The sequence below is a fragment of the Citrobacter sp. Cpo061 genome (genome assembly GCF_030332845.1).
GTDB classification, from domain to species: domain Bacteria; phylum Pseudomonadota; class Gammaproteobacteria; order Enterobacterales; family Enterobacteriaceae; genus Citrobacter; species Citrobacter portucalensis.
Window position 1 is genome coordinate 119,064 of the sequence record NZ_JAOWHB010000023.1, and the last position, 26,261, is coordinate 145,324.

Sequence of the window (26,261 nt, forward strand, 5' to 3'; positions counted from 1 at the left end):
CACAAATAAACCATAAACCTGATGAATGTATTGGGTGGGTTTCAATAACTAAAAAATAAGAACCAGTCTCAGGATGAGAGACTGGTCACAGGAGAATAGCGTTTAGCGACCAGCATTTTTCATAATACGCGCTTTATCTAACTGCCATTCGCGTTCTTTCACATCGGAGCGCTTGTCGTGCTGTTTCTTACCTTTCGCGACGCCAATTTTCACTTTGCACCAGGCATTTTTCCAGTACAGTGAAAGCGCAACAACGGTATAACCGTCACGATTCATTCGACCATACAGGGAGTCGAGCTCACGTTGGTTTAACAACAGCTTACGGGTACGGGTGGGATCACATACCACATGCGTTGAGGCAACAGCCATTGGCGTGAAGTTGGCGCCAAACAGGAACGCTTCGCCGTCTTTAAGGATGACGTAGCTGTCGCCGATGTTAGCTTTACCCGCCCGCAGGGATTTGACTTCCCAACCTTGCAGAGCGAGTCCTGCTTCGAACTCTTCTTCAATAAAGTATTCGTGTCGTGCGCGCTTGTTAAGCGCGATTGTGGCTGAGCCAGGTTTGTGTGCTTTTTTCTTCGTCATAATGCCGCTCAGTATAGGTAATCTGGAATCGAAAAACACCCCATTTCATCCAGCGGGGCGCAAGGCGCTATCTTAGCACGAGTTAGGCTATAGCGTTTTTTTTAGCGGGGGATAAATGGTATTATTTGTGTGATTGATATTGATGGAAATTGTTATGCCTCAGATTAGCCGGACCGCTTTAGTACCTTACAGTGCGGAACAGATGTATCAGCTAGTGAATGATGTTAAATCCTATCCCCAGTTTTTACCGGGATGCACCGGTAGCCGTGTGCTGGAGTCGACTCCGGGACAGATGACCGCGGCGGTGGATGTCTCGAAAGCAGGGATTAGCAAAACGTTCACTACGCGCAATCAACTGACCAGTAACCAGAGTATCCTGATGCATCTGGTCGACGGACCGTTCAAGAAACTCATTGGCGGATGGAAGTTTACGCCACTGAGTCATGAAGCGTGCCGCATTGAATTTCATCTCGATTTTGAGTTTACCAATAAGTTAATCGAGCTGGCATTTGGTCGTATCTTTAAAGAGCTGGCTTCGAACATGGTGCAGGCCTTCACGGTCCGCGCGAAAGAGGTTTACAGTGTCAGCGTCAGCTAAAATTGTTGTTGAAGTGGCGTATGCGCTACCCGAGAAACAGTATCTACAGCGCGTGACGCTGCAACAGGGCGCTACGGTGGAAGAGGCTATCCGCGCTTCCGGGCTGCTGGAATTACGTACCGATATCGATCTCAGCAAAAATAAAGTGGGCATTTACAGCCGTCCGGTAAAGCTTGCTGATGTTCTCCAGGACGGTGATAGGGTGGAAATTTACCGGCCACTGATTGCCGATCCGAAAGAGCTGCGCAGACAGCGAGCAGAGAAATCTGCTAAAAAATAGCAGACAATAAAAAAGGTGCTCATTGAGCACCTTTTTTTAATCTGTTAATCCTACTTGTTGTCGGTCAAAGCAGGTTTGTTATCAATGTTCGTCAAAATGCCGCTGCTGTTAAAGGTCAGCGTCAGTGTTTGCTGGGTTACGCCTTCATGACCAGGTTGCTGACGGAACACATAAAACCAGGTGTTAGTGCCAAAAGGATCGGACATCATTGGTGTACCCAGAGCATAAGCAACCTGCTGTTGCGTCATACCCGTGCGCACTTTGGCGACATCGGTAGGTGTCAGATAATTTCCCTGGTTGATGTCAGGGCGGTAAACCACTCGCTCCAGAGTGGAACAGCCTGCAGTCAACATCAGTAGTACTGCTGCAGCAGCAGTCAGCGTTTTACAGCGCATAGTGATTTGATTCCTTTTCGGGCCCGAGCAGTACGCGGCTCATATGTAATATGCCGATGATAATAGACCTTTCACCACTTTAAAACCTTTTGCTGTCGGGTCGGTCGGCGATTTTATGTTGAACTCAGACCTTAACAAGGTAAAAAAGTTTATGCCGCCAGCAGTTCTTTTGCATTTGCGAGGGTATTGCGCGTCACTTCGCTACCGCCAAGCAGGCGGGCTAATTCCTGCAGGCGAGCGCGTTTATCAAGCGGCTGCATGTGTGTTTCGGTCATCGCGCCATCCGTTTCTTTGCTGACGTAGAAGTGTTGATGACCACAGCCAGCAACCTGCGGCAAGTGAGTAACGCACATTACCTGAGTTGACTCGCCCAACTGACGCAGCATTTTTCCCACTACCGCAGCAGTCGGGCCGCTGATACCGACATCCACTTCATCGAAAATCAGCGCCGGTGTTTCCATTTTGCGTGCGGTAATAACCTGAATAGCCAGCGCAATGCGCGACAGTTCCCCACCTGAAGCCACTTTCGCAATCGGCTGCAACGGCTGGCCTGGGTTAGTGGTCACTTTAAACTCTACGCGATCGGCACCGTCTGCGCTCAAATGATGTTCCTCAAATTTCACATCAATGCAAAAGACACCGTGCGGCATTGAGAGAGTATGCATGCTCTCTGTAATCAGTTGTCCCAGCTCCTGAGCATAATGCTGGCGCTGTTTGTGCAGCATTTTTGCCGTTTCCAGAGCCTGCTGGTGGTGATTGTTCACCGCCAGGGTTAAGGTTTCGAGCGAGTCGGCCTGATCGTCTAACTGCTGTTGTTCATCCAGCAATGACTGATAGAACTGTGGCAGCGCTTCAGGGGCAACATGATGCTTGCGGGCCAATGAGATTTGTTTGGAAATACGCTGTTCAAGTTCGAACAAACGGTTAGGGTCCAAATCCAGACGATCGCAATAGTGGCGCAGCTCGTCGCTGGCTTCGCTGAGTTGGATCGTGGCCTCTTCCAGCATATCCAGGATACCGGAAAGTTTGCCGTCCATGCCTGCCAGTTCAGTGACCAGCTGCTTTGCAGTGTACAGCTGGCTTTGCAGGTTGATGTCTTCGCCATCCGCCAGGATAGCCAGCGCCTGTTGGCTGGTGGTGAGCAATTGCCCGCTGTTAGCCAGACGCTTGTACTCTTCATCAATTTGCTCAAATTCACCCGGCTGCGGGTTGAATTCGTTCAGTTCTTTTAACTGGTATTGCAACAGTTCCGCCCGGGCTGCGCGTTCCTGACTCTGTTGTTGATGATGCGCCAGGTCACGGCAGCTTTGGTGCCACAGCTGGTAGCGCGCAGCCATTTCCTGAGTCAGGGACGCTTCATTGGCGTAACCATCCAGCAGAGACTTTTGGTGTTCTGATTTTGTCAGGAGCTGATGCGCATGCTGACCGTGGATTTGAATAAGCAACTGGCCCAGCTCGCGCAACTGTGACAACGGTACGGCAGTGCCGTTAATGAAGCCGCGTGAACGTCCATCGCTGCTGATAACACGACGCAGCAAACATTCACGGCCTTCCTCAAGCTGGTTTTCTTCCAGCCAGCGCAGAGCCGCGGGGGTGTCTTTTAAGGCGAATCGCGCGCAGAGGTCGGCTCGCGTGGCGCCTGCACGTACCATGTCGGCGTCTGCGCGTCCGCCCAGGCACAAACCGAGAGCATCAATGGCAATGGACTTACCCGCACCGGTTTCACCGGTAATAACGGTCATTCCGTTCTGGAAATCGATCTCAAGTTCACGAACGATAGCAAAATTGCTGATGGTCAGTTGTGCCAACATAGCTGTTTTCCTGTATGAAAAACCATAACTGTAATTACATACAGTATAAACTGGTTTTTTATACAGTAAAGAGGTTGGCGTTAAATTAAAATAATTTTTTTGACCAGCCTAGTTTAGTGCTTAATGTGTTGAAATAGCTGTAATCTTTTGGGTGTATCAGGTTCAGATGATAATCACAGCGGCGAATTAATACGTCTTCACCTTCCTGTATAGGCAGGGCGATCTGGCTGTCGCAACTGATTTCCAGATCGTTACGGCGATGAGAGAAGCGCAGGCGAATGGTGCTGCTACTGTTGATCACCAGCGGTCGTGCGGAAAGTGTATGCGGGAACATCGGGACCAGCGTAATAGCATCCAGCGAAGGCGTCAGGATCGGACCTCCGGCAGAGAGCGAATAGGCGGTAGAGCCGGTCGGTGTGGAAATAATCAAGCCGTCCGAACGCTGGGAGAAGGCAAAAATTTCATCGATATAGACTTCAAATTCAATCATGTGCGCCACTTTTCCGGGGTGCAACACAACTTCATTGATCGCAGTGCTAATACGCTTTTGGCAATCCTGTTGGCACACCTGGGCTTCAAGTAAAAAGCGCTTTTCGCTGATGTAGTGGCCTTCCAGCACGTCAGCTAACTGTTGTTGAGCATTGTCTGGGTCAAGGTCGGTCAGAAAACCGAGATTACCGCGGTTAATGCCAATAACCTTGATGTCATAACGTGCCAGGGTGCGTGCGGCGCCCAGCATATTGCCGTCGCCGCCGACTACCACGGCGAGGTCTGCCTGCTGGCCAATCTCTGCGAGCGTACCGGTTTTCACATTTTTCAGCTGCAGCTCGTGGGCGATTTGTTGCTCAACGATAACCTCATAACCTTTGGCGCACAGCCAACGGTAGAGCATTTCATGTGTGGTCAGTGCAGTGGGGTGACGTGGATGCCCCACAATGCCAATACACTTGAAATGTTTGTTCATTTTCTCGAGGTCCTTGTAACGAAGATTAGTGACAATGTGAGTACTTCCCTTGAATCCCTGAATCTGATCCCCATAATAAGCCAAGTTAGCGAGATGAATGCGAAAAAAACGCGGAGAAATTCATGAGTAGTAAAGAACAGAAAACGCCTGAGGGGCAAGCCCCGGAAGAAATTATCATGGATCAGCACGAAGAAGTTGAGGCGGTTGAACCAGACGCTTCTGCTGAGCAGGTGGATCCGCGCGATGAAAAAATTGCGAATCTGGAAGCTCAGCTTGCTGAAGCCGAAACGCGCGAGCGCGACAGCGTGTTGCGTATCAAAGCGGAAATGGAAAACCTGCGTCGTCGTACCGAACTGGACGTAGAAAAAGCGCATAAGTTTGCACTGGAAAAATTCGTCAACGAACTGCTGCCGGTGCTGGATAGCCTGGACCGTGCGCTGGAAGTTGCGGACAAAGACAATGACGCTATGGCGGCTATGGTCGAAGGTATTGAGCTGACCCGTAAGTCAATGCTGGATGTTGTGGCGAAGTTTGGCGTACAGGTGGTTGCGGATATCGACGTGCCGATGGACCCGAACGTGCACCAGGCGATTGCAATGGTAGAGTCTGACGACGTTGCTGCCGGTAATGTGCTGATGGTTATGCAGAAAGGCTATACCCTGAACGGACGTACCATCCGTGCGGCGATGGTCTCTGTGGCGAAAGCCAAAGGCTAATCAGCCTCAGACCGGGTAATGCTGATGCGCTACCCGGTCTGGATTACTCTCACTGGTCCGATACGCTTTCCCGCAGCGGTTTGACGGGCAACACCTGCACCTGTTTAATCATATTATCCTGCACGTCGAGAATATCGATATCGTACTGCCCAATACGCACACGTGTGCCAGCAACCGGGATCTCTTCCAGCGCTTCAAGAATAATACCGTTCACGGTACGTGCGTCATCTTCCGGCAGGTGCCAGTTAAACGCCTTATTGATTTCACGAACGTTGGCGCTACCGTCAATGATCACCGAACCGTCATTCTGCGGCGTGACTTCTTCGGCAAGCGTCGGTGACATTGAGGTCGTGAAGTCACCAACAATCTCTTCCAGAATATCCTCGACCGTAACCAGTCCTTGAATATCGCCATATTCATTAACGACCAGGCCCACTTTCTTCTTATTGCGCTGAAATTTAATGAGCTGGGTGCTGAGTGGTGTGCCTTCCGGAACGTAATAAATTTCGTCGGCGGCGCGTAACATGGTCTCTTTGGTGAACTCTTTTTTCTCGGCCATCAATCGCCAGGCTTCACGTACGCGCAGCATACTGATGGCATCGTCGAGCGAGTCGCGATACAGCACAATACGACCGTGCGGGGAGTGCGAAAGCTGACGCACGATTGATTTCCAGTCATCGTTAATATCAATGCCGATGATTTCATTACGCGGGATCATGATGTCATCGACGCTGACTTTTTCCAGGTCCAGCACTGACAACAGCATATCCTGGTTACGGCGTGAGATTTGCGAGCGCGATTCATTCACCAGCGTTCGCAGTTCATCTTTACTCAGCGAACCGCTCACTACGATATCCGTTTTGATGCCCATCATGCGCATCAGAAGCCGCGTAATGGTGTTGAGTAGCCATACTAACGGCATCATCAGAATCTGCAGCGGAGCCAGCAGGACGCTGCTCGGATAGGCAACTTTTTCCGGATATAGCGCGGCAATCGTCTTTGGTAGCACTTCGGCAAAAACCAGCACCACAAACGTCAGTACCCCGGTGGCAATGGCGACGCCAGCATCGCCATACAGGCGCATACCGACAATGGTTCCGAGCGCGGAGGCCAGAATATTCACCAGATTATTACCGATGAGCACCAGGCTTATCAGGCGATCCGGCTTGCGAAGTAACTTTTCAACGCGTTTTGCCTGGCGATTTCCCTGTTTGGCCCGATGGCGTAGGCGGTAGCGATTCAGGGTCATCATTCCGGTTTCAGAACCGGAAAAATAGGCGGAAATGACCACCATGATGAGGAGCGTGATAATGAGCGTGGTGGTGGAGATGTGTTCCACGTAGGGTTCCTTAAAGATTTAACTCACGAACTGCTGCAGGATACGGCTGCCGAAATAGGCCAGCGTCAGAATGCCAGCGCCTGCGACGTTAAACCATACGACGCGACGTCCGCGCCAACCTTCATGGTAATGTCCCCACAATAGAACGATATAGACAAACCATGCCACGATAGAGAGAACGGCTTTATCAATGTTCTCGGTACTGAACAGGTTATGCATGTAAAACAGGCCAGTGCACAGGGTGAGCGTCAGCAGAACCACGCCAATTTGGGTGATATGAAACATCTTCCGCTCAATACTCATCAGTGGCGGCATCTCATTGCTGAAGGCCAGTTTCTTGTTTTTCAGTTGGTAATCGATCCATGCCAACTGTAGCGCGTAGAGCGCGGCGATAATCAGCGTGGCGTAAGCGAACAGTGATAGCCCGATGTGAATCATCATGCCAGGCGTAGCTTCGAGATGGGTGATGAATTCGTTAGGCATAAACGTGGCGAAGGCCAGGTTTATCAGCGCAAAGGCGTAGACAATGGGCAACAATAGCCAGCCACGATTACGGGACGCAACGATGGTCATTACCGTACAGATCATCAGGCTTACCAGCGAGCCGAGGTTCAACAGACTCAGGTTTTGTCCGCTTTCACCGCCGGGTAGGATACGCGCTTCCAGGGCGATAGCATGACTTACCAGCGCAACGACCGCAGAGAGAATAGCCATACGCCGCCAGCCGCTGTTTTTTTGCAGCAGAGCGGGAATAATCAGCGCGAGGCTGACTGAGTAGGCGACAAGGGCGAGCAGAGCAAAAACGGGCATATAGGTGTCGACAGTTGGCCAGTGATAAAGAAAAGCAGTATAGCGTTACGTGACCGCTGCTCCAACCGTTGCATAACAACAAAGGCGGCTTCATGTTATACTGCGACAAATTTCTGTTGATGTGTCGCTGTCGCGACCGACCGTTTCCACCCCAGGCGAGAGACAATGTTTGATAATTTAACCGATCGTTTGTCGCGCACGCTGCGCAATATCAGTGGCCGTGGACGCCTTACTGAAGACAACGTTAAAGAGACGCTGCGCGAAGTGCGCATGGCGCTGCTGGAGGCTGACGTAGCGCTGCCGGTAGTGCGTGAGTTTATCAATCGCGTAAAAGAGAAAGCGGTTGGTCATGAAGTTAACAAAAGCCTGACGCCGGGTCAGGAGTTCGTCAAGATTGTCCGTAACGAACTGGTTGCGGCAATGGGCGAAGAAAACCAGACCCTGAATCTGGCTGCACAGCCGCCAGCCGTGGTGCTGATGGCGGGCCTGCAGGGTGCGGGTAAAACGACCAGCGTCGGTAAGCTGGGTAAATTCCTGCGCGAGAAGCACAAGAAGAAAGTGCTGGTGGTCTCCGCGGACGTTTATCGCCCGGCGGCGATCAAACAGCTGGAAACGCTGGCCGAGCAGGTCGGTGTGGACTTCTTCCCGTCGGATGTCGGCCAGAAGCCGGTCGATATCGTTAACGCCGCGCTGAAAGAAGCCAAACTCAAATTCTACGACGTGCTGCTGGTGGATACCGCCGGTCGTCTGCACGTTGACGAAGCGATGATGGACGAAATCAAACAGGTCCACGCTTCTATCAAGCCGGTAGAAACACTGTTTGTGGTCGATGCCATGACCGGTCAGGATGCCGCAAATACCGCAAAAGCCTTTAACGAAGCGCTGCCGTTAACCGGCGTAGTGCTGACAAAAGTTGATGGTGATGCCCGTGGCGGTGCGGCGCTCTCTATTCGTCATATTACCGGTAAGCCGATTAAATTCCTCGGCGTCGGTGAGAAAACCGAAGCACTGGAGCCGTTCCATCCGGACAGGATTGCTTCGCGCATTCTCGGCATGGGCGACGTGCTGTCGCTGATCGAAGATATCGAAAGCAAGGTTGACCGCGCACAGGCAGAAAAACTAGCCAGCAAGCTGAAAAAAGGCGATGGCTTCGATCTCAACGATTTCCTTGAACAGCTTAACCAGATGAAAAACATGGGCGGTATGGCAAGCCTGATGGGCAAGCTGCCGGGCATGGGTCAGATCCCTGACAATGTGAAATCGCAGATGGACGATAAAGTGCTGGTGCGTATGGAAGCCATCATCAACTCGATGACGATGAAAGAACGCGCTAAGCCGGAAATTATCAAAGGTTCCCGTAAACGCCGTATCGCTGCCGGTTGCGGTATGCAGGTACAGGACGTAAACCGCCTTCTGAAACAGTTCGACGACATGCAGCGCATGATGAAGAAAATGAAGAAGGGCGGAATGGCGAAGATGATGCGTGGTATGAAGGGGATGATGCCCCCAGGATTCCCAGGCCGCTAATCGGCCTGGCTTGTTTGCCATTTCGGCACCGGGGTGTGCTCGCCATCCTCACGTACTGCGTGTACGCTCCGGTGGCTGCGCACACGCCGGCACCGAACTGACGGCACCGCCAACGGCCTTTTATAGCAGAGTTATCAACTGCTGATTGCATTTTCCCCAGAAATCAGTAAAATTTTCGGGCTTTTAATATGACACCCGGGCTCCGTTCCTCGATGGGGCCTGGGTGTTTTATTCACACAAGAGGATGTTATGGTTACTATTCGTTTAGCTCGTCACGGCGCTAAAAAGCGTCCGTTCTACCAGGTTGTTGTTACCGACAGCCGTAATGCACGCAACGGTCGCTTCATCGAGCGCGTTGGCTTCTTTAACCCAATCGCTAGCGAAAAAGAAGAAGGCACTCGCCTGGATCTGGATCGCATCGCTCACTGGGTTGGCCAGGGCGCGACTATTTCTGATCGCGTAGCTACGCTGATCAAAGCAGCAAACAAAGCAGCTTAATCTGTCACGGTGGTCATGATGAGCAAGCAACTCGCCGCACAGGCTCCTGTGGACCCCATCGTTTTGGGGAAAATGGGGTCTTCTTACGGTATCCGTGGTTGGCTCAGAGTGTTTTCTTCCACTGAAGACGCCGAAAGCATTTTTGACTATCAGCCCTGGTTTATCCAGAAGGCGGGTCAGTGGCAGCAAGTACAGCTGGAAAGCTGGAAGCACCACAATCAGGATCTGATCATCAAGCTGAAAGGCGTTGACGATCGTGATTCGGCGAATCTACTGACTAATTGCGAAATTGTCGTGGATTCCTCGCAGTTGCCAGCGCTGGAAGATGGTTCCTACTACTGGAAAGACCTTATGGGCTGCCAGGTAGTGACTACTGAAGGCTACGATCTCGGTAAAGTCGTCGATATGATGGAAACCGGTTCGAATGACGTCATCGTCATCAAGGCAAACCTGAAAGATGCGTTTGGTATCAAGGAACGTCTTGTGCCGTTCCTCGATGGGCAGGTTATCAAGAAAGTCGATCTCGCTACTCGTACTATCGAAGTAGATTGGGATCCTGGTTTTTAAACCACCGGATAAACGGTAAAAGTCGGCGTTATGGGGATTGGCTTGTGTTTATAGGTATCGTTAGCCTGTTTCCAGAAATGTTCCGCGCAATTACCGATTACGGGGTAACTGGCCGGGCAGTAAAAAATGGCCTGCTGAACATCCAGAGTTGGAGTCCTCGTGACTTTACTCATGACCGGCACCGTACCGTGGACGATCGTCCTTACGGCGGCGGACCGGGGATGTTAATGATGGTGCAACCTTTACGGGACGCCATTCATGCAGCAAAAGCTGCGGCTGGTGAAGGCGCAAAGGTGATTTATCTGTCACCTCAGGGACGCAAGCTTGATCAAGCGGGCGTCAGCGAACTGGCCACGAATCAAAAGCTGATTCTGGTATGTGGTCGCTATGAAGGAATAGATGAGCGCGTGATTCAAACCGAAATTGACGAAGAATGGTCAATCGGCGATTACGTACTCAGCGGTGGTGAGTTACCGGCAATGACGCTGATCGACTCCGTGTCCCGGTTTATTCCGGGAGTTCTGGGTCATGAGGCTTCGGCAATCGAAGATTCGTTTGCTGATGGGTTGCTGGATTGCCCGCACTATACCCGACCTGAAGTGTTAGAGCAGATGGAAGTACCGGCGGTGTTACTGTCGGGGAACCACGCTGAGATACGTCGCTGGCGTTTGAAGCAGTCGCTGGGCCGGACCTGGCTTAGAAGACCTGAACTTCTGGAAAACCTGGCTCTGACTGAAGAGCAAGCAAGGTTGCTGGCGGAGTTCAAAAAGGAACACGCACAACAGCAACATAAACATGATGGGCAGGCGTAAGCCCCCAATATCAGTTTACCCAGGATAAGAGATTAAATTATGAGCAACATTATTAAGCAACTTGAACAAGAACAGATGAAGCAGGACGTACCTTCCTTCCGTCCGGGTGATACCGTGGAAGTGAAAGTATGGGTTGTTGAAGGTTCCAAAAAACGTCTGCAGGCATTCGAGGGCGTGGTTATCGCTATTCGTAACCGCGGTCTGCACTCTGCATTCACTGTTCGTAAAATTTCCAACGGCGAAGGCGTTGAGCGTGTCTTCCAGACTCACTCTCCGGTAGTTGACAGCATTGCTGTTAAACGTCGTGGTGCTGTTCGTAAAGCTAAACTGTACTACCTGCGTGAGCGCACTGGTAAGTCTGCTCGTATCAAAGAGCGTCTTAACTAAGATTCGCGCAAGCGACATCCTGTTAGAAAAGGGCTGGCCGAAAGGCTGGCCCTTTTTTTATTGATGCTGCCCATAATATGTCGAAATATTGTGGAGTGTGGTTAATAAATAAATTATCCGATATTTTGGCGGGAACTGAAGTTCAGAAAGCATTGTTTATTGTTGTTACGGTTGTAATGGTGGATGCAGTGCAGTTGATTACATGTTGATGGTGATTATAATAAAAATAATTATATTGATATGGTTGCATCGCCTTGTTTTTACGACATATTAGAAACGGATCACAAACGGTAAACATTGTTTTGATAGTATGTGGTCTGTAATTGCGAAACCCAATGCTTCTATATTTACCAAGATTATTGTTTGGGTGATTACGCTGGGTTTGGTCCTGTAGCTGGCTAGTGCTCGATAAGGATTTTAGTACCTAACTGGTGCTAAAGCGTGCGAGGAATGTCAGGCAGCAACAATAAAAATCATGAGTAATATTTGATGTTCTCTATTTAAAGGATAATACTAATGAAAGTATGTTTTTCTTTTCTAATAATAATACTGCTCTCAATTTCATCTTCTACTGTATCTGCAAAAAACTACCCATGTTCTAAATCTAAAGGTGGAGTATCGCATTGCACCGCTGACGGAAAATTTGTCTGTAATGATGGTAGTATTAGTCGCTCTAAGAAAAAGTGTTCTTAAATATTGTCTTCTGAGGCTAACTGGATTATATGAAGCCGAATGTCTGACTCATTTACAGCTAGCTGACTTTCACGAAAACGGAGGGAAAGAAGAATCGTACGGTTCCGATCCCTCAGTGGCTCTGTTACGAGCTGGATCCTTTGCAGGGAAAAATGTACCACCCCTGCTATCAGGAGTTCAAGAAAATGCTGGCTCTGACCGATATACAGTTGGCTGAAGGACAAAAAACTCATGTATTACGACATACTTTTGCTAGTCATTTTATGATTAATTGTGAGAATATTCTGGTACTCCAGCAAATACTTGGACACGCGAATATTCGTGAGACCATGCGGTACGCACATTTTGCTCCAGACCATCTTGAAGAAGCTGTAATATTAAACACATTAGCTAATTTTAAAAATGGATTATTAAAATGGAAAAAGAAGAATTGACGTATGATGTTTATGAACGAAAGTTCATGGGGATAGCGAATCTCTCTGAAGTTATTATTTTTATTATAATAGTTTACTGTGTGTTATCAGGAACATCTTTAGTTAAAATTTATACCTATGTAACCAAAAATTATAATACGGAGGTATTCACGCCTGGTATTTGGTTTACAACACTTGGATTAACATTAATTCCTATATCATTCATAATTGTTAATGGGATTTCACCTGTCCAGAATGCCTTGCTCAGTATTTGTAAATTCAAACCAAGAGTAAAGCCTTCAAGTAGAGAAAGTGAGGTTGTGTATGACGATTGTATGGAGTATATGTCATTTCTTGCGGTGAGTTCTGGGAAATTGGCAAAAGATGTATTTAATCGAGGGATTATTTACCTTTTAGTAGGGATCTTTTTTTCAATAGCTGGAGTGTTATTTTTTTTACAATCGTGTTAACTTTATAAAAACACCTGATGATTATAAAGAAATTCTGGTAATACTCGCTCCAAACTTTGGTGTTTTGTTTTTTATTGAATTGGTTTCATTTTATTTTCTCAAGCAGTATAGATAAACTATGGATGAGTTTCGGTACTATGAAGCAATAAAAAGATCCCGAGAAGAAAATTTGGCTACATTCAAAATTTTGATTGAAAAAGGTAAACCAGAGGAAGCAAGTACTATTATCGAAAAGATTAGTGTTAGATCGCAAATCGAAAAATTAAGAGAAGGCGAGACGAGTGATATTATTGAATCTAAAAAATTAGAAAAGGGCGAGTTAGAGGTCTTAGTGAAAGCGATCGAAGCGCTAAGACCCAAATCTTGATGACCACATTCTGCCCACATAACATGTTTTTGACCGCATTTGGTTGTAGCAGTGATACATAAAACTAACTGTTTGTAATGAAAATGTATGTTTATCAATAGTGTCATGTAAAAGCGTCTTAACTAAGATTCGCGCAAGCGACATCCTGTTAGAAAAGGGCTGGCCGAAAGGCTGGCCCTTTTTTTATCCCGACGTTTACTCTTTTGTTCTTTATGGCAATGGATGGACTGCGCGGCGCGCAGCCAGTTGGGGGACGATTATGGTGTCGTGATCACGACCGCCACGCGGCGGTTTTCAGCGCGACCTTTTGATGTCTGGTTGCTGGCAATGGGATATTTCTTCCCGAGTCCCTGAGTAGTCAGGTTGGTGCGGGGAATATTAGCGCCCTGCGCCCAGGCATCGGCAACGACATTAGCGCGTTTGAGTGACAGAGCTTCGTTATAGCTGTCTTCACCGTAGTTATCAGTATGACCATCCAGGCGAGCATGATTTAGCCCGGTAGCTGCCAGTTTGGATGCCATTTCCTTGATCTGTTTTTCACTTTCAGGACGGAGTTTATAGTCATTTTTGTCAAACAGGATAGTGTCAGACAGGCCGAGAGACCAGTCTCCTGATGCTTCAGTAAATCCGTATGATTTCATGGCTGCAATTTGCTCTGGGGTAAATTTTCCCTGAGGTGCCTGACAGCCAGCCAGAATCAGTAAAAGCAGAAGAAACGGGGATAATAAACGTTTTAGCATGTGTGTAATTCCTTATTTTTTAATAATGCGTTCAGAACGCAAATGTTTAGCCTGATACATATTTTGATCGGCAAGTTCTTGTAATTTTTCGGCAGAGGCATGTTCCCACGTCAGCGCAAACCCAATACTGAGCGTCATGCTTGCCAGATGACCATTATGCAGGTCAAAAGGTCGGTTAAACTCTTGTGACAGTGCCGCGCAGATCCGCTGAACCTCATATTCAGAATGAACGCTGTACAGCACCATAGCGAACTCATCGCCGCCAAGTCTATATGGGTAATGGCGACTCCCCCCAAACTCGGATAACCTTTTTGCGACTTCAATCAGGACCCGATCCCCCGCTGCGTGGCCCCAGGTATCATTAATAAATTTAAAATTGTCGCCATCAAGGAATAACAATGCCGAGCTGCTGTGGGCGGCATCATCATTCATTAGGGCATTTATGCTGCTGCGAAATGCGGCGCGATTTGCCAGACCCGTCAGAGGATCATGTAGTGCAGTACGCAACAGCTGAGCGTTTTTTGCCTGCAGTTTAAGTTGCCACTCCTCCATCTCGTCCAGCAGACTATTAAAGTCCAGGGCGAAGAGATGAAACTCTTCAATGCGTTCCTCTGATACGCGCCGTGAAAAGTTACGGTTGGTACGAACATCATGTACCACCTCGGTAATGTTTTGCAGTGCATCCACAACGCCATTGTGTAAATAGCGAGTGAGCATTAATGCAATTCCGGATGCCAACAGAATGCACCCGGTAAGGACGGCCAGCGACAAATAGATGAAATGACTGATAACGCTATCGCGCGCAGTCAATCGTACTTCGCCGATGACGTTGCCATTATGCAAAATCGGCTGAGTGACCGGTTGTGGGAACAGCCAGTGGCTGATCATCCCGCTGATCTTTTCAGTGGTATCCTGCGCGTTATAGCGCCAGGTGGCGATCACCTTCTGGTTTTTATTACGAACTTCTGCAACGGAAAATTGCCCCTGCTGACCCAGTGCCGCCAGCGTTTCAGTTGCTGCAACACTATCAGAAAAGACTAATGCAGCTTCGAGCGTACGGGTCATGGTAGCGGCAGTCAGATCCAGATTCTTTTGCGCATACTGTCTTAATGCCAGCACGGAAGAAATGCTGAGCAGCAGCCAGATCAGCATCATGGTTACCAGAACGCTGATTATGCTGATACGCCGTAATGTTCGCTTAAACGTCGGGCGTGCTATGGGAGAATGGCCCTTATCCATGCTTATTATTCCGTGCAAGCATCAATACGTCTGGACTGACCCTTACGCCGCTGCGTGAAAGGGAATCCATATTTACGGAAAATCTCACATCTTCGTCTTTAATTATGAGGCAAAAGGCGCTGCCAATAACGCATTCAGGGTTCTGTTCAGCAATTAATAACAATGCCTTAGTCGGATATTTATTCTTTAATTCCACCTGATAAGTAGGGGATTCTTTTCCAAAATAAAAACCGTCACACTGCGAAACTAATATTTCTTGTTCCGTACGGATGATGACGGGAAGATAGGGTAATGCGCCTGCACTGGTATCTTTCAGGACACTGGAAAAACGCGATGAAGAGAAAATACACAGTTTTGGGGGCCCGGAAAGTGCAGGCCAGCGTGTATAACTGACGATGCCGGAAACCATAGCGCGTACCGATTTTGCTTCTTCCGTAACGCTTTGGGCATACAGCGGTAATCCGGTCAGGAGCAGTGCCAGTAGAAGTATGAGTCGGTAAGAATAGCTCATGAATAGTTACCTACCAGCGTTTGCTGTAAAACGTCGAAATACATTCAAGATTGTTTGCAACAAAATAACATTATTTTCCTAAGCCGTCATTATTCCTAGAATAATGCTATTGGTGATTTAAGTTAAATCCTAATGGTTTATAAAATATAAACCATTGTTTAATTTAACCTTATCGAGGCAGCACCCTCGTTTGCCCCTTGCTGCCAGGCGCTGTGTAACTGGTCAACATTTTCGACAGTATCGCAACTGGGCGGAAAAGTTTTCCCGGTCAGGCCTCTGGCATAAACAAAATCCTGCTGGCAGGTTTTACGTTGTCCCTCGGCGTAACCCTTAAGGTATTCCGTACGATCGACGTCGGGGTCATTGTAGTTGTCGGCAAGCGTTTCATTATCTTTAACGGCATAACCCGAAATGGCATCTTGTATCCCGGCGTCGTACCAGTCGGTACCAGTCCAGGTAGGGGCATGGGTGTAGGGGTCTATCTGACATCCGCTAAGAAGTAATAGAAACAAGATGCTGATGAGTTGCTTCATTGCCTGTGCTCCTTCGTTTTTTTAAGCATAGTGGATCTGAAAATTCGGTGATGTAAATTTAAATGTACATTTGCAAGGGCTGTTTTTGCCTTGAAATAACATCATGTAAATTAAAATTTACGGATTGTGGATTGAAATCTTTACCTATTGTGATATCGTTATTTCCTCCTCGCTGAGGATCAACTATCGCAAACGAGCTAAACAGGATCACCATCATGCAAAAAGACGCGCTGAACAACGTACATATTACCGACGAACAGGTTCTGATGACTCCGGAGCAGCTGAAAGCTGAATTTCCGCTGAGCCAGGAGCAAGAGGCGCAAATCGCCCAGTCGCGTAAAACCATCTCAGATATTATCTCCGGTCGCGATCCGCGCCTGCTGGTCGTATGTGGCCCATGCTCCATTCACGATCCTGAAATGGCGATTGAGTATGCTCGTCGATTTAAAGCCCTTGCCGCAGAGGTCAGCGATAGCCTCTACCTGGTGATGCGCGTCTATTTTGAAAAACCCCGTACCACTGTCGGCTGGAAAGGGTTAATTAACGATCCTCATATGGATGGCTCTTTTGATGTTGAAGCAGGTCTGAAAATTGCGCGTCAGCTGCTGCTTGAACTGGTAAATATGGGACTGCCGCTGGCAACTGAAGCGCTGGATCCAAATAGCCCGCAATACCTGGGCGATCTGTTTAGCTGGTCCGCAATCGGTGCCCGTACTACGGAATCGCAGACTCACCGTGAAATGGCTTCCGGTCTTTCGATGCCGGTTGGCTTTAAGAATGGTACCGACGGTAGCCTGGCGACCGCCATTAACGCCATGCGTGCGGCTGCGCAGTCGCACCGCTTTGTCGGTATTAACCAAGCCGGGCAGGTTGCACTGCTGCAAACACAGGGGAATCCGGACGGTCACGTGATCTTGCGCGGGGGTAAAGCGCCGAACTACAGCCCGGCAGATGTCGCCCAGTGCGAAAAAGAGATGGAGCAGGCGGGACTACGACCTTCTCTGATGGTAGATTGCAGTCATGGTAATTCCAATAAAGATTACCGCCGTCAGCCTGCCGTGGCTGAATCCGTGATTGCACAAATCAAAGATGGCAATCGCTCGATCATTGGCTTGATGATTGAAAGTAATATTCACGAAGGCAACCAGTCTTCCGAACAGCCGCGCAGCGAAATGAAATACGGCGTATCCGTAACTGACGCCTGCATTAGCTGGGAAATGACGGATGCGCTGCTGCGTGAAATTAGCCAGGATTTAAACGGCCAGCTGTCGGCGCGTGTAGCATAAGAGGTTGGTTATGGTTGCTGAATTGACCGCATTACGCGATCAAATTGATGAAGTCGATAAGGCGCTGCTGGATTTACTGGCACGCCGCCTGGAGCTGGTTGCCGAAGTAGGTGAAGTAAAAAGCCGCTTTGGGCTGCCGATCTACGTGCCGGAACGGGAAGCCTCTATGCTGGCCTCTCGCCGGGCGGAAGCGGAAGCCCTGGGTGTGCCGCCGGACCTGATTGAAGATGTGCTACGCCGCGTTATGCGTGAGTCCTACTCCAGTGAGAACGACAAAGGGTTTAAAACGCTTTGTCCTTCTCTGCGGCCGGTGGTGATTGTCGGCGGCGGCGGTCAGATGGGGCGTCTGTTCGAAAAAATGCTCACCCTGTCAGGTTATCAGGTACGGATTCTGGAACAGCAGGACTGGGATCGCGCGCCGGAGATCGTCTCTGATGCCGGCATGGTGATCGTCAGCGTGCCGATCCACGTCACCGAGCAGGTGATCGCCAAACTACCACGTCTGCCGTCTGACTGCATCCTGGTGGATCTGGCTTCGGTGAAAAATGGTCCTTTACAGGCGATGCTGGCTGCACATGATGGCCCGGTGGTGGGGTTACACCCAATGTTTGGTCCGGATAGCGGCAGTCTGGCCAAACAGGTCGTCGTTTGGTGTGACGGACGTCAGCCGGAAGCTTATCAGTGGTTTCTGGAACAGATTCAGGTATGGGGTGCGCGACTGCATCGGATCAGCGCCGTTGAACATGACCAGAACATGGCGTTTATTCAGGCACTGCGTCACTTTGCGACCTTTGCTTACGGTCTGCATTTAGCGGAAGAGAACGTTCAACTGGAGCAGCTGCTGGCGCTCTCTTCGCCGATTTACCGCCTTGAACTGGCGATGGTTGGCCGTCTGTTTGCCCAGGATCCGCAGCTCTATGCTGATATTATTATGTCGTCTGAGAGCAACCTTGCGCTGATTAAACGCTACTACCAACGTTTTGGCGAGGCAATAGGTTTGCTGGAGCAGGGCGATAAGCAAGCGTTTATCGACAGCTTCCGTAAGGTGGAGCACTGGTTTGGCGATTATGCGAAACGCTTCCAGAGTGAAAGCCGTACTTTGTTACGCCAGGCGAATGACAGCCGTCCTTAATTAAGATGCCGGATGGCGGGTTTGCCTTATCCGGCCTTCAAAAATCGTATGAACCGTAGGCCGGATAAGCGTAGCGCCATCCGGCATTGCCAAACGTTAGCTCGGATCGACTGGCACCACGTTCTCACTTGGATAGCATCCCAGTACTTTCATCGAACGCGTAATCTCACCCAGCTCTTTCAATGCTTTTTGCATCTGGGGCGATTCCAGGTTGGCCTGGATATCAAGATAAAACATCTCTTCCCACGGATTGCCGTGAATCGGGCGTGACTCCAGTTTAGTCATAATCAGATTATGGTTACGCAGCACCAGCAGCGCCTCAACCAGCGCACCGGCTTGTTGCCCCGTCGCCATCAACAGGGTTGTTTTTGCCGGAACCTGATCGGAAACATTAATTGCTTTGCGTGCCAGCACCACGAAGCGGGTGATGTTTTGCGACTGGTTAGCCTCAATATGCTCGAGAACCTGTAATCCATACAGTACGCCTCCGGCTTCGCTCCCCAGGGCCGCCACGCGCGGTGAGTTAGCCTGCGCAACTTTTTCCATCGCCGCAGAGGTGCTTTCAGTGTACTCAATCTTCCAGTGCGGGTAGCGATTCAGGAATTTGCTGCACTGCTGGAACGGCTGCGGATGGCTATATACCGTTTCAATACTCTCAAGATCCGTCGTGCCAGACACCAGTACACAGTGGTCTATCGTAATGGTCATCTCGCCAACGATAGACAGGCTGGTGTGCTGCAGCAGGTCGTAAACGTCGTTAATCCCACCGGAGCTGGTGTTTTCAATCGGTACCACAGCATAGTCAGCCTGTCCGGTTTCGACCTGATTAAAGATATCGGCAAATTTTGCGCAGCCGCTTTCAATAAATTGTTCAAAATGGCGGGCAGCGTACTGACGTGCGGCGAGATGGGAATATGACCCTTTTGGCCCAAGGAAGGCCACGCGCGCGGAGTGTGGGTTAATTTTGTTCAGGTGCTGCTGGAGCAGAGCCTGTTGAGTCAGGACGGAATCTTCGATTATGAGCTGGAACAGGCGAGTAATGTAGTGAGCATCAAGATGATGTGTTTTGCCAAGCTGAATGAGTCGGTCCAAAAGGTCACGTTCACGATCGATATCACGAACCGGACGATGCGAAAGCAGTTTGGCTTTACCAACTTCTACGGCCAGTCCACGTCGCTCAGCCAGCAGGGCCAGTAATTTTTCATCCAGCGTGCTGATCTTATCGCGCAGCGCCAGCAATGGGTTTTCCGATGTCATAGTGTTGCCTTTCTTGTTATCAATAAAAAAGGCCTCCCGTGTGGGAGGCCTTATTGTTCGTCTTCGCATTCTTTATCACACGACGAAACGCCTCCCATTCAGGGGAAGGTAAAAAAGAATGCGAAGAAGAACGGGACAAGTTTCATGTAATTTTCCTTTGGCTACGTCAGTAAAGTACCCGTACTGTTTTCACCCTGTCAACAAAAAACGCGCCCGAAGGCGCGTTGGCGATACACTCAATGTAAGGGACTACTCTTCTTCTGCTTCGACGAAGTTGGCGTCTTTGACTGAAGTTGTTGCACGACGGGCTTCGCCTTTGTGCTGCACTTTATTGAGCTGCCGTTCCAGCTTGTTGATCAAATCGTTAATTGCGGTGTACATATCCTCGTGTTTTGCGCTGGCGACCAGATGTCCGTTCGGTGTATTGATGGTGGCATCAGCAATGAAACCCTGTGGCTCCTTAGACAGAATGATATGTGGATTAATCAGATGAGTTTGCCATTTTTCTAGTTTGGCGAGACGGTCTGCGACATGCTGGCGAATTGCCGGAGTAATTTCCATTTGTTTACTGGTAATGTTCATTGTCATAAATTTTACCTCTTGTCTTTCCCGTCTTGGTGATTCCAGCATACCGTTCCTAATGTCAAAATGTGTGATCTAAATCACATTATTTTGTCGCTTTTTGTCAAGAAAACCTTTTTGTGAGGCACCGCAGGAACAGGCGATTTTTTACTTGAGGAATACCTGAAAGCAGGCCATATTTGATGGGATGCGTCGGAGCTAAACCGCTTCAGTTGTGGCGTTAACGGATAAAAAAACGGCAGCCCAGGGGCTGCCGTTTTGCATTCTGAGGCAAATCAGGTATTGCTGCTGTTGGCGGCAATGATTTTCGCGACTTTTTCAGCCTGTGCATTCATCTGCATCTGGCGATAAGCGTTTTCCATCAACGGCAGGGCATTACGTGTTGCCTGGGTATCCGGGTAGTCGCGCAGCATGCCTTCCACACGGTTTACCACGGCAACCCATGCGCCGCGGGCAGTATAGTATTCCGCAACGGAGTATTCATACTTCGCCAGGCGGTCTTTCAGGAACACCAGACGTTTGGTGGCGTCAGTGGTGTACTGGCTATTCGGATACCCACGCACCAGTTTGGAAAAGTCATTAAACGCAGCTCGGGCATGTTGCGGATCGCGATCGCTACGATCAACACCAAAGAATCCTTGCAGTGCGCTATCATCCAACGCCATATTGGTCAGGCCACGCATATACATGACATAATCAATGTTAGGGTGTGTCGGGTTAAGACGGATAAAACGATCGATGGCAGCCTGAGCAAGTGGCAGATCGGCGTTTTTGTAGTAGGCGTAGATGAGATCTAATTGCACCTGCTGAGAATACGGTCCAAATGGATAACGGTTATCCAACGCTTCCAATTGCGTTATTGCCTGTTTCCAGTTACCGTCCTGCAGCTTTTGCTGAGCAGTCGCGTAGATTTCATTTGGCGGATTATCGGGCACCTCTTCCTTTGAACCAGAGCAACCCGCCAAAAACAGGCTCAACGTGGCTGCTGCCACCAGATATTTCATGCGCGTCATGACGTTTTGACTTTCCTCAAAATGTAATACGGGAGATTCTCTGTTCCTGCTCCCGGTTAAGACCAGCTACAATAGCACACTATATTAAACGGCAAAGCCGTAAAACCCAACGTTAAACGAAGAAGCAGTTTATGGCACAACGAGTAGAACTCACCGCAACAGTCTCCGAAAATCAGCTCGGTCAACGCTTAGATCAGGCTTTGGCCGAATTGTTCCCTGATTATTCGCGATCGCGCATAAAAGAATGGATCCTCGACCAGCGCGTACTGGTAAATGACCAACTTTGCGATAAACCGAAAGAAAAAGTGTTGGGTGGAGAGCGTGTCTCCATCAATGCAGAAATTGATGAAGAGGTTCGTTTTGAACCTCAGGATATCCCACTGGATATCGTTTATGAAGATGACGACATTCTTGTCATCAACAAACCCCGTGACCTTGTAGTGCATCCGGGCGCCGGGAATCCCGATGGTACGGTATTGAATGCGTTACTGCATTACTACCCGCCAATCGCGGATGTTCCTCGTGCTGGTATCGTGCACCGTCTGGATAAAGACACGACCGGATTAATGGTGGTGGCAAAAACGGTTCCGGCGCAAACACGTTTGGTGGAGTCGTTGCAGCTGCGCGAAATTACCCGTGAGTACGAAGCCGTGGCAATTGGTCACATGACTGCTGGCGGAACCGTTGAGGAACCGATTAGCCGTCACCCGACCAAGCGTACGCACATGGCGGTACACCCAATGGGGAAACCGGCGGTAACGCACTATCGCATTATGGAACACTTCCGTGTGCACACGCGTCTGCGGTTGCGTCTGGAAACCGGACGTACGCACCAGATCCGCGTGCACATGGCACATATCACTCATCCGCTGGTGGGCGATCAGGTTTACGGCGGTCGTCCACGTCCACCGAAAGGCGCTTCTGACGAATTTATCTCCGTACTGCGTAAGTTCGACCGTCAAGCGCTGCACGCGACCATGCTGCGTTTGTATCACCCGATTTCCGGTATCGAAATGGAATGGCATGCGCCGATCCCACAAGATATGGTGCAGTTGATTGAAGTGATGCGCGCTGATTTCGAAGAACATAAGGATGATATTGCCTGGCTATGAGTAAGCTAATTGTCCCGCAGTGGCCGATACCGCAAGGTGTCGCGGCGTGTAGTTCTACCCGTATTGGCGGAGTTAGTATGCCGCCTTACGATTCGCTGAATCTGGGCGCCCATTGCGGCGATAACCCGGAACATGTTGAAGAGAACCGCAAACGACTGTTTGCTGCGGGCAATCTGCCGTCAAAGCCAGTCTGGCTGGAGCAGGTCCACGGTAAGGATGTCCTGAAACTGACCGGCGAGCCTTACGCCTGCAAACGCGCAGATGCATCGTACAGCAACACGCCGGGTACCGTGTGTGCGGTGATGACCGCTGATTGTTTGCCGGTGTTGTTTTGCAACCGTGCCGGAACCGAAGTTGCTGCGGCCCATGCGGGTTGGCGCGGATTATGCGCCGGCGTGCTGGAAGAGACGGTGGCGTGTTTTGCCGACAAACCTGAAAACATTATTGCCTGGCTAGGCCCGGCGATAGGTCCAAACGCGTTTGAAGTTGGACCAGAAGTCCGCGAGGCGTTCATGACGAAAGATCCGCAAGCGGACCTCGCATTTGTACCGCGTGGCGACAAGTATCTGGCGGATATCTACCAGCTTGCGCGCCAGCGTCTGTCCAGTGTCGGGGTAGAGAACATCCACGGCGGAGACCGTTGCACCTTCAGCGAAAGTGAGACGTTCTTCTCTTATCGTCGCGACAATACCACGGGTCGTATGGCAAGTTTTATTTGGCTGATATAACCTAAAGAATCAAGACGATCCGGTACGTGTAATTTTCTTTTCACATAATTCAGGTCATTCACCTTGAATAATTGAGGGATGACCTCATTTAATCTCCAGTAGCAATTTTGACCTGTTATGGGAGGAGTTATGCGTCTGGATCGTCTTACTAATAAATTCCAGCTTGCTCTTGCCGATGCCCAGTCACTCGCATTGGGGCACGACAATCAATTCATCGAACCACTTCATCTAATGAGCGCCTTGCTGAATCAGGAAGGGGGATCGGTACGTCCTTTATTAACGTCTGCTGGCATTAATGCTGGCCAGTTACGTACAGCCATTGACCAGGCGTTGAGCCGTTTGCCACAGGTAGAAGGTACTGGTGGCGATGTGCAGCCTTCTCAGGAACTGGTGCGTGTACTTAATCTTTGCGACAAGCTGGCGCAAAAACGTGGGGACAACTTTATTTCGTCAGAACTGTTCGTTCTGGCGGCGCTTGAGTCACGCGGTACGCTGACCGACTTATTAAAATCAGCAGGCGCGACGACCGCCAATATCACTCAGGCAATTGAACAAATGCGTGGAGGTGAAAGCGTGAATGACCAGGGGGCTGAAGACCAACGTCAGGCCTTGAAAAAATATACCGTCGATCTGACCGAACGTGCCGAACAGGGCAAACTCGATCCGGTCATCGGCCGTGATGAAGAAATTCGCCGTACCATTCAGGTGCTGCAACGTCGTACTAAAAATAACCCGGTGTTAATCGGTGAACCCGGTGTCGGTAAAACCGCCATCGTTGAAGGGCTGGCCCAACGCATCATCAATGGTGAAGTGCCGGAAGGCTTAAAAGGCCGTCGTGTACTGGCGCTGGATATGGGCGCGCTGGTTGCTGGGGCCAAATATCGTGGTGAGTTCGAAGAACGTTTAAAAGGTGTGCTGAACGATCTCTCGAAACAGGAAGGCAACGTCATTCTGTTTATCGACGAATTGCATACCATGGTTGGGGCGGGTAAAGCCGATGGCGCAATGGACGCCGGGAACATGCTGAAACCAGCACTGGCTCGCGGGGAACTGCACTGCGTAGGCGCAACAACGCTTGATGAGTATCGCCAGTACATCGAAAAAGATGCGGCGCTGGAACGTCGTTTCCAGAAAGTGTTTGTGGCTGAACCTTCAGTGGAAGACACCATCGCAATCTTGCGTGGCCTGAAAGAACGTTATGAACTGCACCATCATGTGCAGATTACTGACCCGGCGATTGTTGCGGCTGCTACGCTGTCTCATCGATATATTGCCGATCGTCAGTTGCCGGATAAAGCTATCGACCTTATTGACGAAGCGGCATCCAGCATTCGTATGCAGATTGACTCCAAGCCGGAGGAACTCGACAGACTCGACCGCCGTATTATCCAGCTCAAACTGGAACAGCAGGCATTAATGAAAGAGTCTGATGAGGCAAGTAAAAAACGTCTCGATATGCTCAACGAAGAGCTGGACGACAAAGAACGCCAGTATTCTGAGTTAGAGGAAGAGTGGAAAGCTGAAAAAGCTTCCCTCTCGGGAACGCAAACTATCAAGGCTGAGCTGGAGCAGGCAAAAATCGCCATCGAACAGGCGCGCCGCGTTGGCGACCTGGCGCGGATGTCTGAACTGCAGTACGGCAAAATTCCTGAACTGGAAAAACAACTGGAAGCAGCCACCCAGTCTGAAGGCAAAACCATGCGTCTGCTGCGTAATAAAGTTACGGATGCAGAAATTGCTGAGGTGCTGGCGCGCTGGACCGGGATCCCAGTTGCTCGCATGCTGGAAGGCGAACGAGAAAAACTGTTGCGTATGGAGCAGGAGCTGCACAGCCGCGTGATTGGTCAGAACGAAGCGGTGGAAGCCGTTTCTAATGCCATCCGTCGTAGCCGAGCGGGCTTGTCCGATCCGAATCGTCCGATTGGTTCATTCCTGTTCCTTGGTCCAACCGGTGTCGGTAAAACCGAACTGTGCAAAGCGCTGGCAAACTTTATGTTCGACAGTGACGATGCAATGGTGCGTATCGATATGTCCGAGTTTATGGAGAAACACTCGGTGTCTCGTCTGGTCGGGGCACCTCCGGGATATGTCGGTTATGAAGAGGGGGGTTACCTGACGGAAGCAGTACGTCGTCGTCCGTACTCTGTCATCTTGTTGGATGAAGTGGAGAAAGCACACCCGGATGTGTTCAACATTCTGCTGCAGGTGCTTGACGATGGTCGTTTGACTGACGGACAGGGGAGAACGGTCGACTTCCGTAATACGGTTGTCATCATGACCTCGAACCTGGGGTCCGATCTGATCCAGGAACGCTTCGGCGAGTTGGATTACGGTCACATGAAAGATATGGTGCTGGGCGTCGTGAGCCACAACTTCCGCCCGGAATTCATCAACCGTATAGATGAGGTTGTTGTATTCCATCCGTTGGGTGAGCAGCATATTGCTTCTATTGCTCAGATCCAGTTGCAGCGTCTGTACAAACGTCTGGAAGAGCGTGGCTATGAAATCCATATTTCTGACGAGGCGCTTAAACTGCTGAGCGCGAATGGTTACGATCCGGTGTATGGCGCGCGTCCATTGAAACGTGCTATCCAGCAGCAGATCGAAAACCCGCTGGCGCAGCAAATTCTGTCTGGTGAACTGATTCCGGGCAAAACGATTCGTCTGGAAGTGAATGACGATCGCATAGTGGCAGTGCAGTAAGTCACAAAACAACAATAAACGGGCCCTGCGGGGCTCGTTTTTGTTTAAAATCCAGGCAGAAATGGATGTGTTGATTGAAAAGTAATCGCTTGATAAGTTTTTTATATTTTTAACTTGTCAGCCTGAAATAACTCCCTATAATGCGCCTCCACTGACACGGAACAACGGATTACAAGCCGCCGGGTCAGCGGGG

The 26,261-nt window shown here is 49.7% G+C and carries 29 protein-coding genes, 1 pseudogene and 1 other annotated feature; of the genes and pseudogenes, 16 read left to right on the top strand and 14 right to left on the bottom strand.

Translation table 11 applies throughout. The features are described 5' to 3' along the window. Window positions 1-102: 102 nt before the first annotated feature. Window positions 103-585 (bottom strand): SsrA-binding protein SmpB, encoded by a 483-nt coding sequence (gene smpB, locus OGX97_RS03040; RefSeq protein WP_003031211.1) that lies wholly within the window; start codon window positions 583-585, stop codon window positions 103-105. Between the two features lie 154 nt (window positions 586-739). Here smpB and ratA point away from each other — a divergent pair, with 154 nt between their 5' ends. Both ratA and OGX97_RS03050 read left to right on the top strand, forming a co-directional pair. After that, window positions 740-1,183: a type II toxin-antitoxin system toxin RatA gene (ratA, locus tag OGX97_RS03045; RefSeq protein WP_003826396.1), complete on the top strand. Its 444-nt coding sequence runs from the start codon at window positions 740-742 to the stop codon at window positions 1,181-1,183. Then, entirely contained in the window at window positions 1,167-1,463 is a 297-nt protein-coding gene (locus OGX97_RS03050; RefSeq protein ID WP_008785525.1) for an RnfH family protein, read from the top strand. Before ratA ends, OGX97_RS03050 begins: the two co-directional genes overlap by 17 nt. A 50-nt stretch (window positions 1,464-1,513) precedes the next feature. On the opposite strand, the gene bamE is transcribed toward OGX97_RS03050, so the two are convergent. The 3 genes from bamE to nadK form a co-directional block, all read right to left on the bottom strand. Next, complete coding sequence (gene bamE / locus OGX97_RS03055) at window positions 1,514-1,858, bottom strand: outer membrane protein assembly factor BamE (protein WP_008785524.1); 345 nt, start codon at window positions 1,856-1,858, stop codon at window positions 1,514-1,516. A 149-nt stretch (window positions 1,859-2,007) separates the two neighbouring features. After that, window positions 2,008-3,669: a DNA repair protein RecN gene (gene recN, locus OGX97_RS03060; protein ID WP_008785523.1), complete on the bottom strand. Its 1,662-nt coding sequence runs from the start codon at window positions 3,667-3,669 to the stop codon at window positions 2,008-2,010. A gap of 85 nt (window positions 3,670-3,754) precedes the next feature. Next, a complete protein-coding gene (gene nadK, locus OGX97_RS03065) occupies window positions 3,755-4,633 on the bottom strand; it encodes an NAD(+) kinase (RefSeq protein WP_032944608.1) in 879 nt (292 codons plus the stop codon). Between the two features lie 122 nt (window positions 4,634-4,755). Here nadK and grpE point away from each other — a divergent pair, with 122 nt between their 5' ends. After that, complete coding sequence (gene grpE, locus OGX97_RS03070) at window positions 4,756-5,349, top strand: nucleotide exchange factor GrpE (protein WP_003826408.1); 594 nt, start codon at window positions 4,756-4,758, stop codon at window positions 5,347-5,349. A 49-nt stretch (window positions 5,350-5,398) separates the two neighbouring features. Here the strand turns inward: grpE and OGX97_RS03075 are convergent, their stop codons facing one another. Beyond that, window positions 5,399-6,688, bottom strand: a complete 1,290-nt coding sequence (locus OGX97_RS03075) for an HlyC/CorC family transporter (RefSeq protein WP_008785520.1) — start codon at window positions 6,686-6,688, stop codon at window positions 5,399-5,401. An 18-nt stretch (window positions 6,689-6,706) separates the two neighbouring features. Continuing rightward, the gene (locus tag OGX97_RS03080) at window positions 6,707-7,498 is read right to left on the bottom strand and encodes a cytochrome C assembly family protein (RefSeq protein WP_279850934.1); all 792 of its coding nucleotides are present in this window, start codon (window positions 7,496-7,498) and stop codon (window positions 6,707-6,709) included. Window positions 7,499-7,663: 165 nt separating this feature from the next. Between OGX97_RS03080 and ffh the strand changes: the two genes are divergently transcribed. The 8 genes and pseudogenes from ffh to OGX97_RS03120 all read left to right on the top strand — a co-directional run bounded on the left by ffh (window position 7,664) and on the right by OGX97_RS03120 (window position 13,232). Then, window positions 7,664-9,025 carry a signal recognition particle protein gene (ffh, locus tag OGX97_RS03085; RefSeq protein WP_003031226.1) on the top strand — a complete coding sequence of 454 codons (1,362 nt, stop codon included), beginning with the start codon at window positions 7,664-7,666 and terminating at the stop codon, window positions 9,023-9,025. A gap of 249 nt (window positions 9,026-9,274) precedes the next feature. Beyond that, window positions 9,275-9,523, top strand: a complete 249-nt coding sequence (gene rpsP / locus OGX97_RS03090; protein ID WP_003031228.1) for a 30S ribosomal protein S16 — start codon at window positions 9,275-9,277, stop codon at window positions 9,521-9,523. Between the two features lie 18 nt (window positions 9,524-9,541). Next, window positions 9,542-10,090, top strand: a complete 549-nt coding sequence (gene rimM / locus OGX97_RS03095; RefSeq protein WP_191239006.1) for a ribosome maturation factor RimM — start codon at window positions 9,542-9,544, stop codon at window positions 10,088-10,090. A gap of 44 nt (window positions 10,091-10,134) precedes the next feature. Next, window positions 10,135-10,902: a tRNA (guanosine(37)-N1)-methyltransferase TrmD gene (gene trmD, locus OGX97_RS03100; RefSeq protein ID WP_003031232.1), complete on the top strand. Its 768-nt coding sequence runs from the start codon at window positions 10,135-10,137 to the stop codon at window positions 10,900-10,902. Window positions 10,903-10,941: 39 nt separating this feature from the next. After that, complete coding sequence (rplS, locus tag OGX97_RS03105; RefSeq protein WP_002914145.1) at window positions 10,942-11,289, top strand: 50S ribosomal protein L19; 348 nt, start codon at window positions 10,942-10,944, stop codon at window positions 11,287-11,289. A 755-nt stretch (window positions 11,290-12,044) separates the two neighbouring features. Further along, window positions 12,045-12,416, top strand: a pseudogene (locus tag OGX97_RS03110) (tyrosine-type recombinase/integrase); the annotation flags it as partial. Next, window positions 12,398-12,865 (top strand): hypothetical protein, encoded by a 468-nt coding sequence (locus tag OGX97_RS03115; protein WP_279850933.1) that lies wholly within the window; start codon window positions 12,398-12,400, stop codon window positions 12,863-12,865. The pseudogene OGX97_RS03110 and the gene OGX97_RS03115, both read left to right, overlap by 19 nt. Before the next feature lie 118 nt (window positions 12,866-12,983). Then, window positions 12,984-13,232 carry a hypothetical protein gene (locus OGX97_RS03120; RefSeq protein WP_279850932.1) on the top strand — a complete coding sequence of 83 codons (249 nt, stop codon included), beginning with the start codon at window positions 12,984-12,986 and terminating at the stop codon, window positions 13,230-13,232. A gap of 257 nt (window positions 13,233-13,489) precedes the next feature. Here OGX97_RS03120 and OGX97_RS03125 read toward each other — a convergent pair whose 3' ends face one another. The 4 genes from OGX97_RS03125 to OGX97_RS03140 all read right to left on the bottom strand — a co-directional run bounded on the left by OGX97_RS03125 (window position 13,490) and on the right by OGX97_RS03140 (window position 16,255). Then, the gene (locus OGX97_RS03125; protein ID WP_003826447.1) at window positions 13,490-13,972 is read right to left on the bottom strand and encodes an OmpA family protein; all 483 of its coding nucleotides are present in this window, start codon (window positions 13,970-13,972) and stop codon (window positions 13,490-13,492) included. Between the two features lie 12 nt (window positions 13,973-13,984). Next, window positions 13,985-15,211, bottom strand: coding sequence for a diguanylate cyclase DgcN (dgcN, locus tag OGX97_RS03130; RefSeq protein WP_003826449.1), 1,227 nt, complete (start codon window positions 15,209-15,211; stop codon window positions 13,985-13,987). Further along, window positions 15,204-15,722: a YfiR family protein gene (locus tag OGX97_RS03135; RefSeq protein WP_003826451.1), complete on the bottom strand. Its 519-nt coding sequence runs from the start codon at window positions 15,720-15,722 to the stop codon at window positions 15,204-15,206. The genes dgcN and OGX97_RS03135 overlap by 8 nt, the downstream gene beginning before the upstream one ends. Window positions 15,723-15,880: 158 nt before the next feature. Further along, window positions 15,881-16,255 (bottom strand): DUF2799 domain-containing protein, encoded by a 375-nt coding sequence (locus OGX97_RS03140; protein WP_008785516.1) that lies wholly within the window; start codon window positions 16,253-16,255, stop codon window positions 15,881-15,883. 215 nt (window positions 16,256-16,470) lie between these two features. Between OGX97_RS03140 and aroF the strand changes: the two genes are divergently transcribed. Together aroF and tyrA are read left to right on the top strand one after the other, a co-directional pair. Continuing rightward, a complete protein-coding gene (gene aroF, locus OGX97_RS03145; RefSeq protein ID WP_003031241.1) occupies window positions 16,471-17,541 on the top strand; it encodes a 3-deoxy-7-phosphoheptulonate synthase AroF in 1,071 nt (356 codons plus the stop codon). Between the two features lie 10 nt (window positions 17,542-17,551). Then, window positions 17,552-18,673, top strand: a complete 1,122-nt coding sequence (tyrA, locus tag OGX97_RS03150; RefSeq protein WP_003826456.1) for a bifunctional chorismate mutase/prephenate dehydrogenase — start codon at window positions 17,552-17,554, stop codon at window positions 18,671-18,673. Window positions 18,674-18,769: 96 nt separating this feature from the next. Here the strand turns inward: tyrA and pheA are convergent, their stop codons facing one another. From pheA to bamD, 4 genes are all read right to left on the bottom strand, one after another. Further along, window positions 18,770-19,930: a bifunctional chorismate mutase/prephenate dehydratase gene (gene pheA / locus OGX97_RS03155; protein ID WP_100272017.1), complete on the bottom strand. Its 1,161-nt coding sequence runs from the start codon at window positions 19,928-19,930 to the stop codon at window positions 18,770-18,772. Between the two features lie 22 nt (window positions 19,931-19,952). Then, window positions 19,953-20,077 (bottom strand) — a sequence feature (Phe leader region). Further along, window positions 20,029-20,076 carry a pheA operon leader peptide PheL gene (gene pheL / locus OGX97_RS03160; protein WP_100250063.1) on the bottom strand — a complete coding sequence of 16 codons (48 nt, stop codon included), beginning with the start codon at window positions 20,074-20,076 and terminating at the stop codon, window positions 20,029-20,031. Its footprint overlaps the feature before it by 48 nt. Before the next feature lie 102 nt (window positions 20,078-20,179). After that, on the bottom strand, window positions 20,180-20,518 hold the full coding sequence (raiA, locus tag OGX97_RS03165; protein WP_003031244.1) for a ribosome-associated translation inhibitor RaiA: 339 nt from the start codon (window positions 20,516-20,518) through the stop codon (window positions 20,180-20,182). 269 nt (window positions 20,519-20,787) lie between these two features. Beyond that, window positions 20,788-21,525, bottom strand: a complete 738-nt coding sequence (gene bamD / locus OGX97_RS03170; RefSeq protein WP_003826460.1) for an outer membrane protein assembly factor BamD — start codon at window positions 21,523-21,525, stop codon at window positions 20,788-20,790. Between the two features lie 131 nt (window positions 21,526-21,656). Here bamD and rluD point away from each other — a divergent pair, with 131 nt between their 5' ends. From rluD to clpB, 3 genes are all read left to right on the top strand, one after another. Further along, on the top strand, window positions 21,657-22,637 hold the full coding sequence (gene rluD, locus OGX97_RS03175) for a 23S rRNA pseudouridine(1911/1915/1917) synthase RluD (protein WP_003826464.1): 981 nt from the start codon (window positions 21,657-21,659) through the stop codon (window positions 22,635-22,637). Next, window positions 22,634-23,365: a purine nucleoside phosphorylase YfiH gene (gene yfiH / locus OGX97_RS03180; protein WP_008785512.1), complete on the top strand. Its 732-nt coding sequence runs from the start codon at window positions 22,634-22,636 to the stop codon at window positions 23,363-23,365. Before rluD ends, yfiH begins: the two co-directional genes overlap by 4 nt. 129 nt (window positions 23,366-23,494) lie before the next feature. Beyond that, a complete protein-coding gene (gene clpB / locus OGX97_RS03185; protein WP_020996274.1) occupies window positions 23,495-26,068 on the top strand; it encodes an ATP-dependent chaperone ClpB in 2,574 nt (857 codons plus the stop codon). Window positions 26,069-26,261 lie beyond the last annotated feature (193 nt).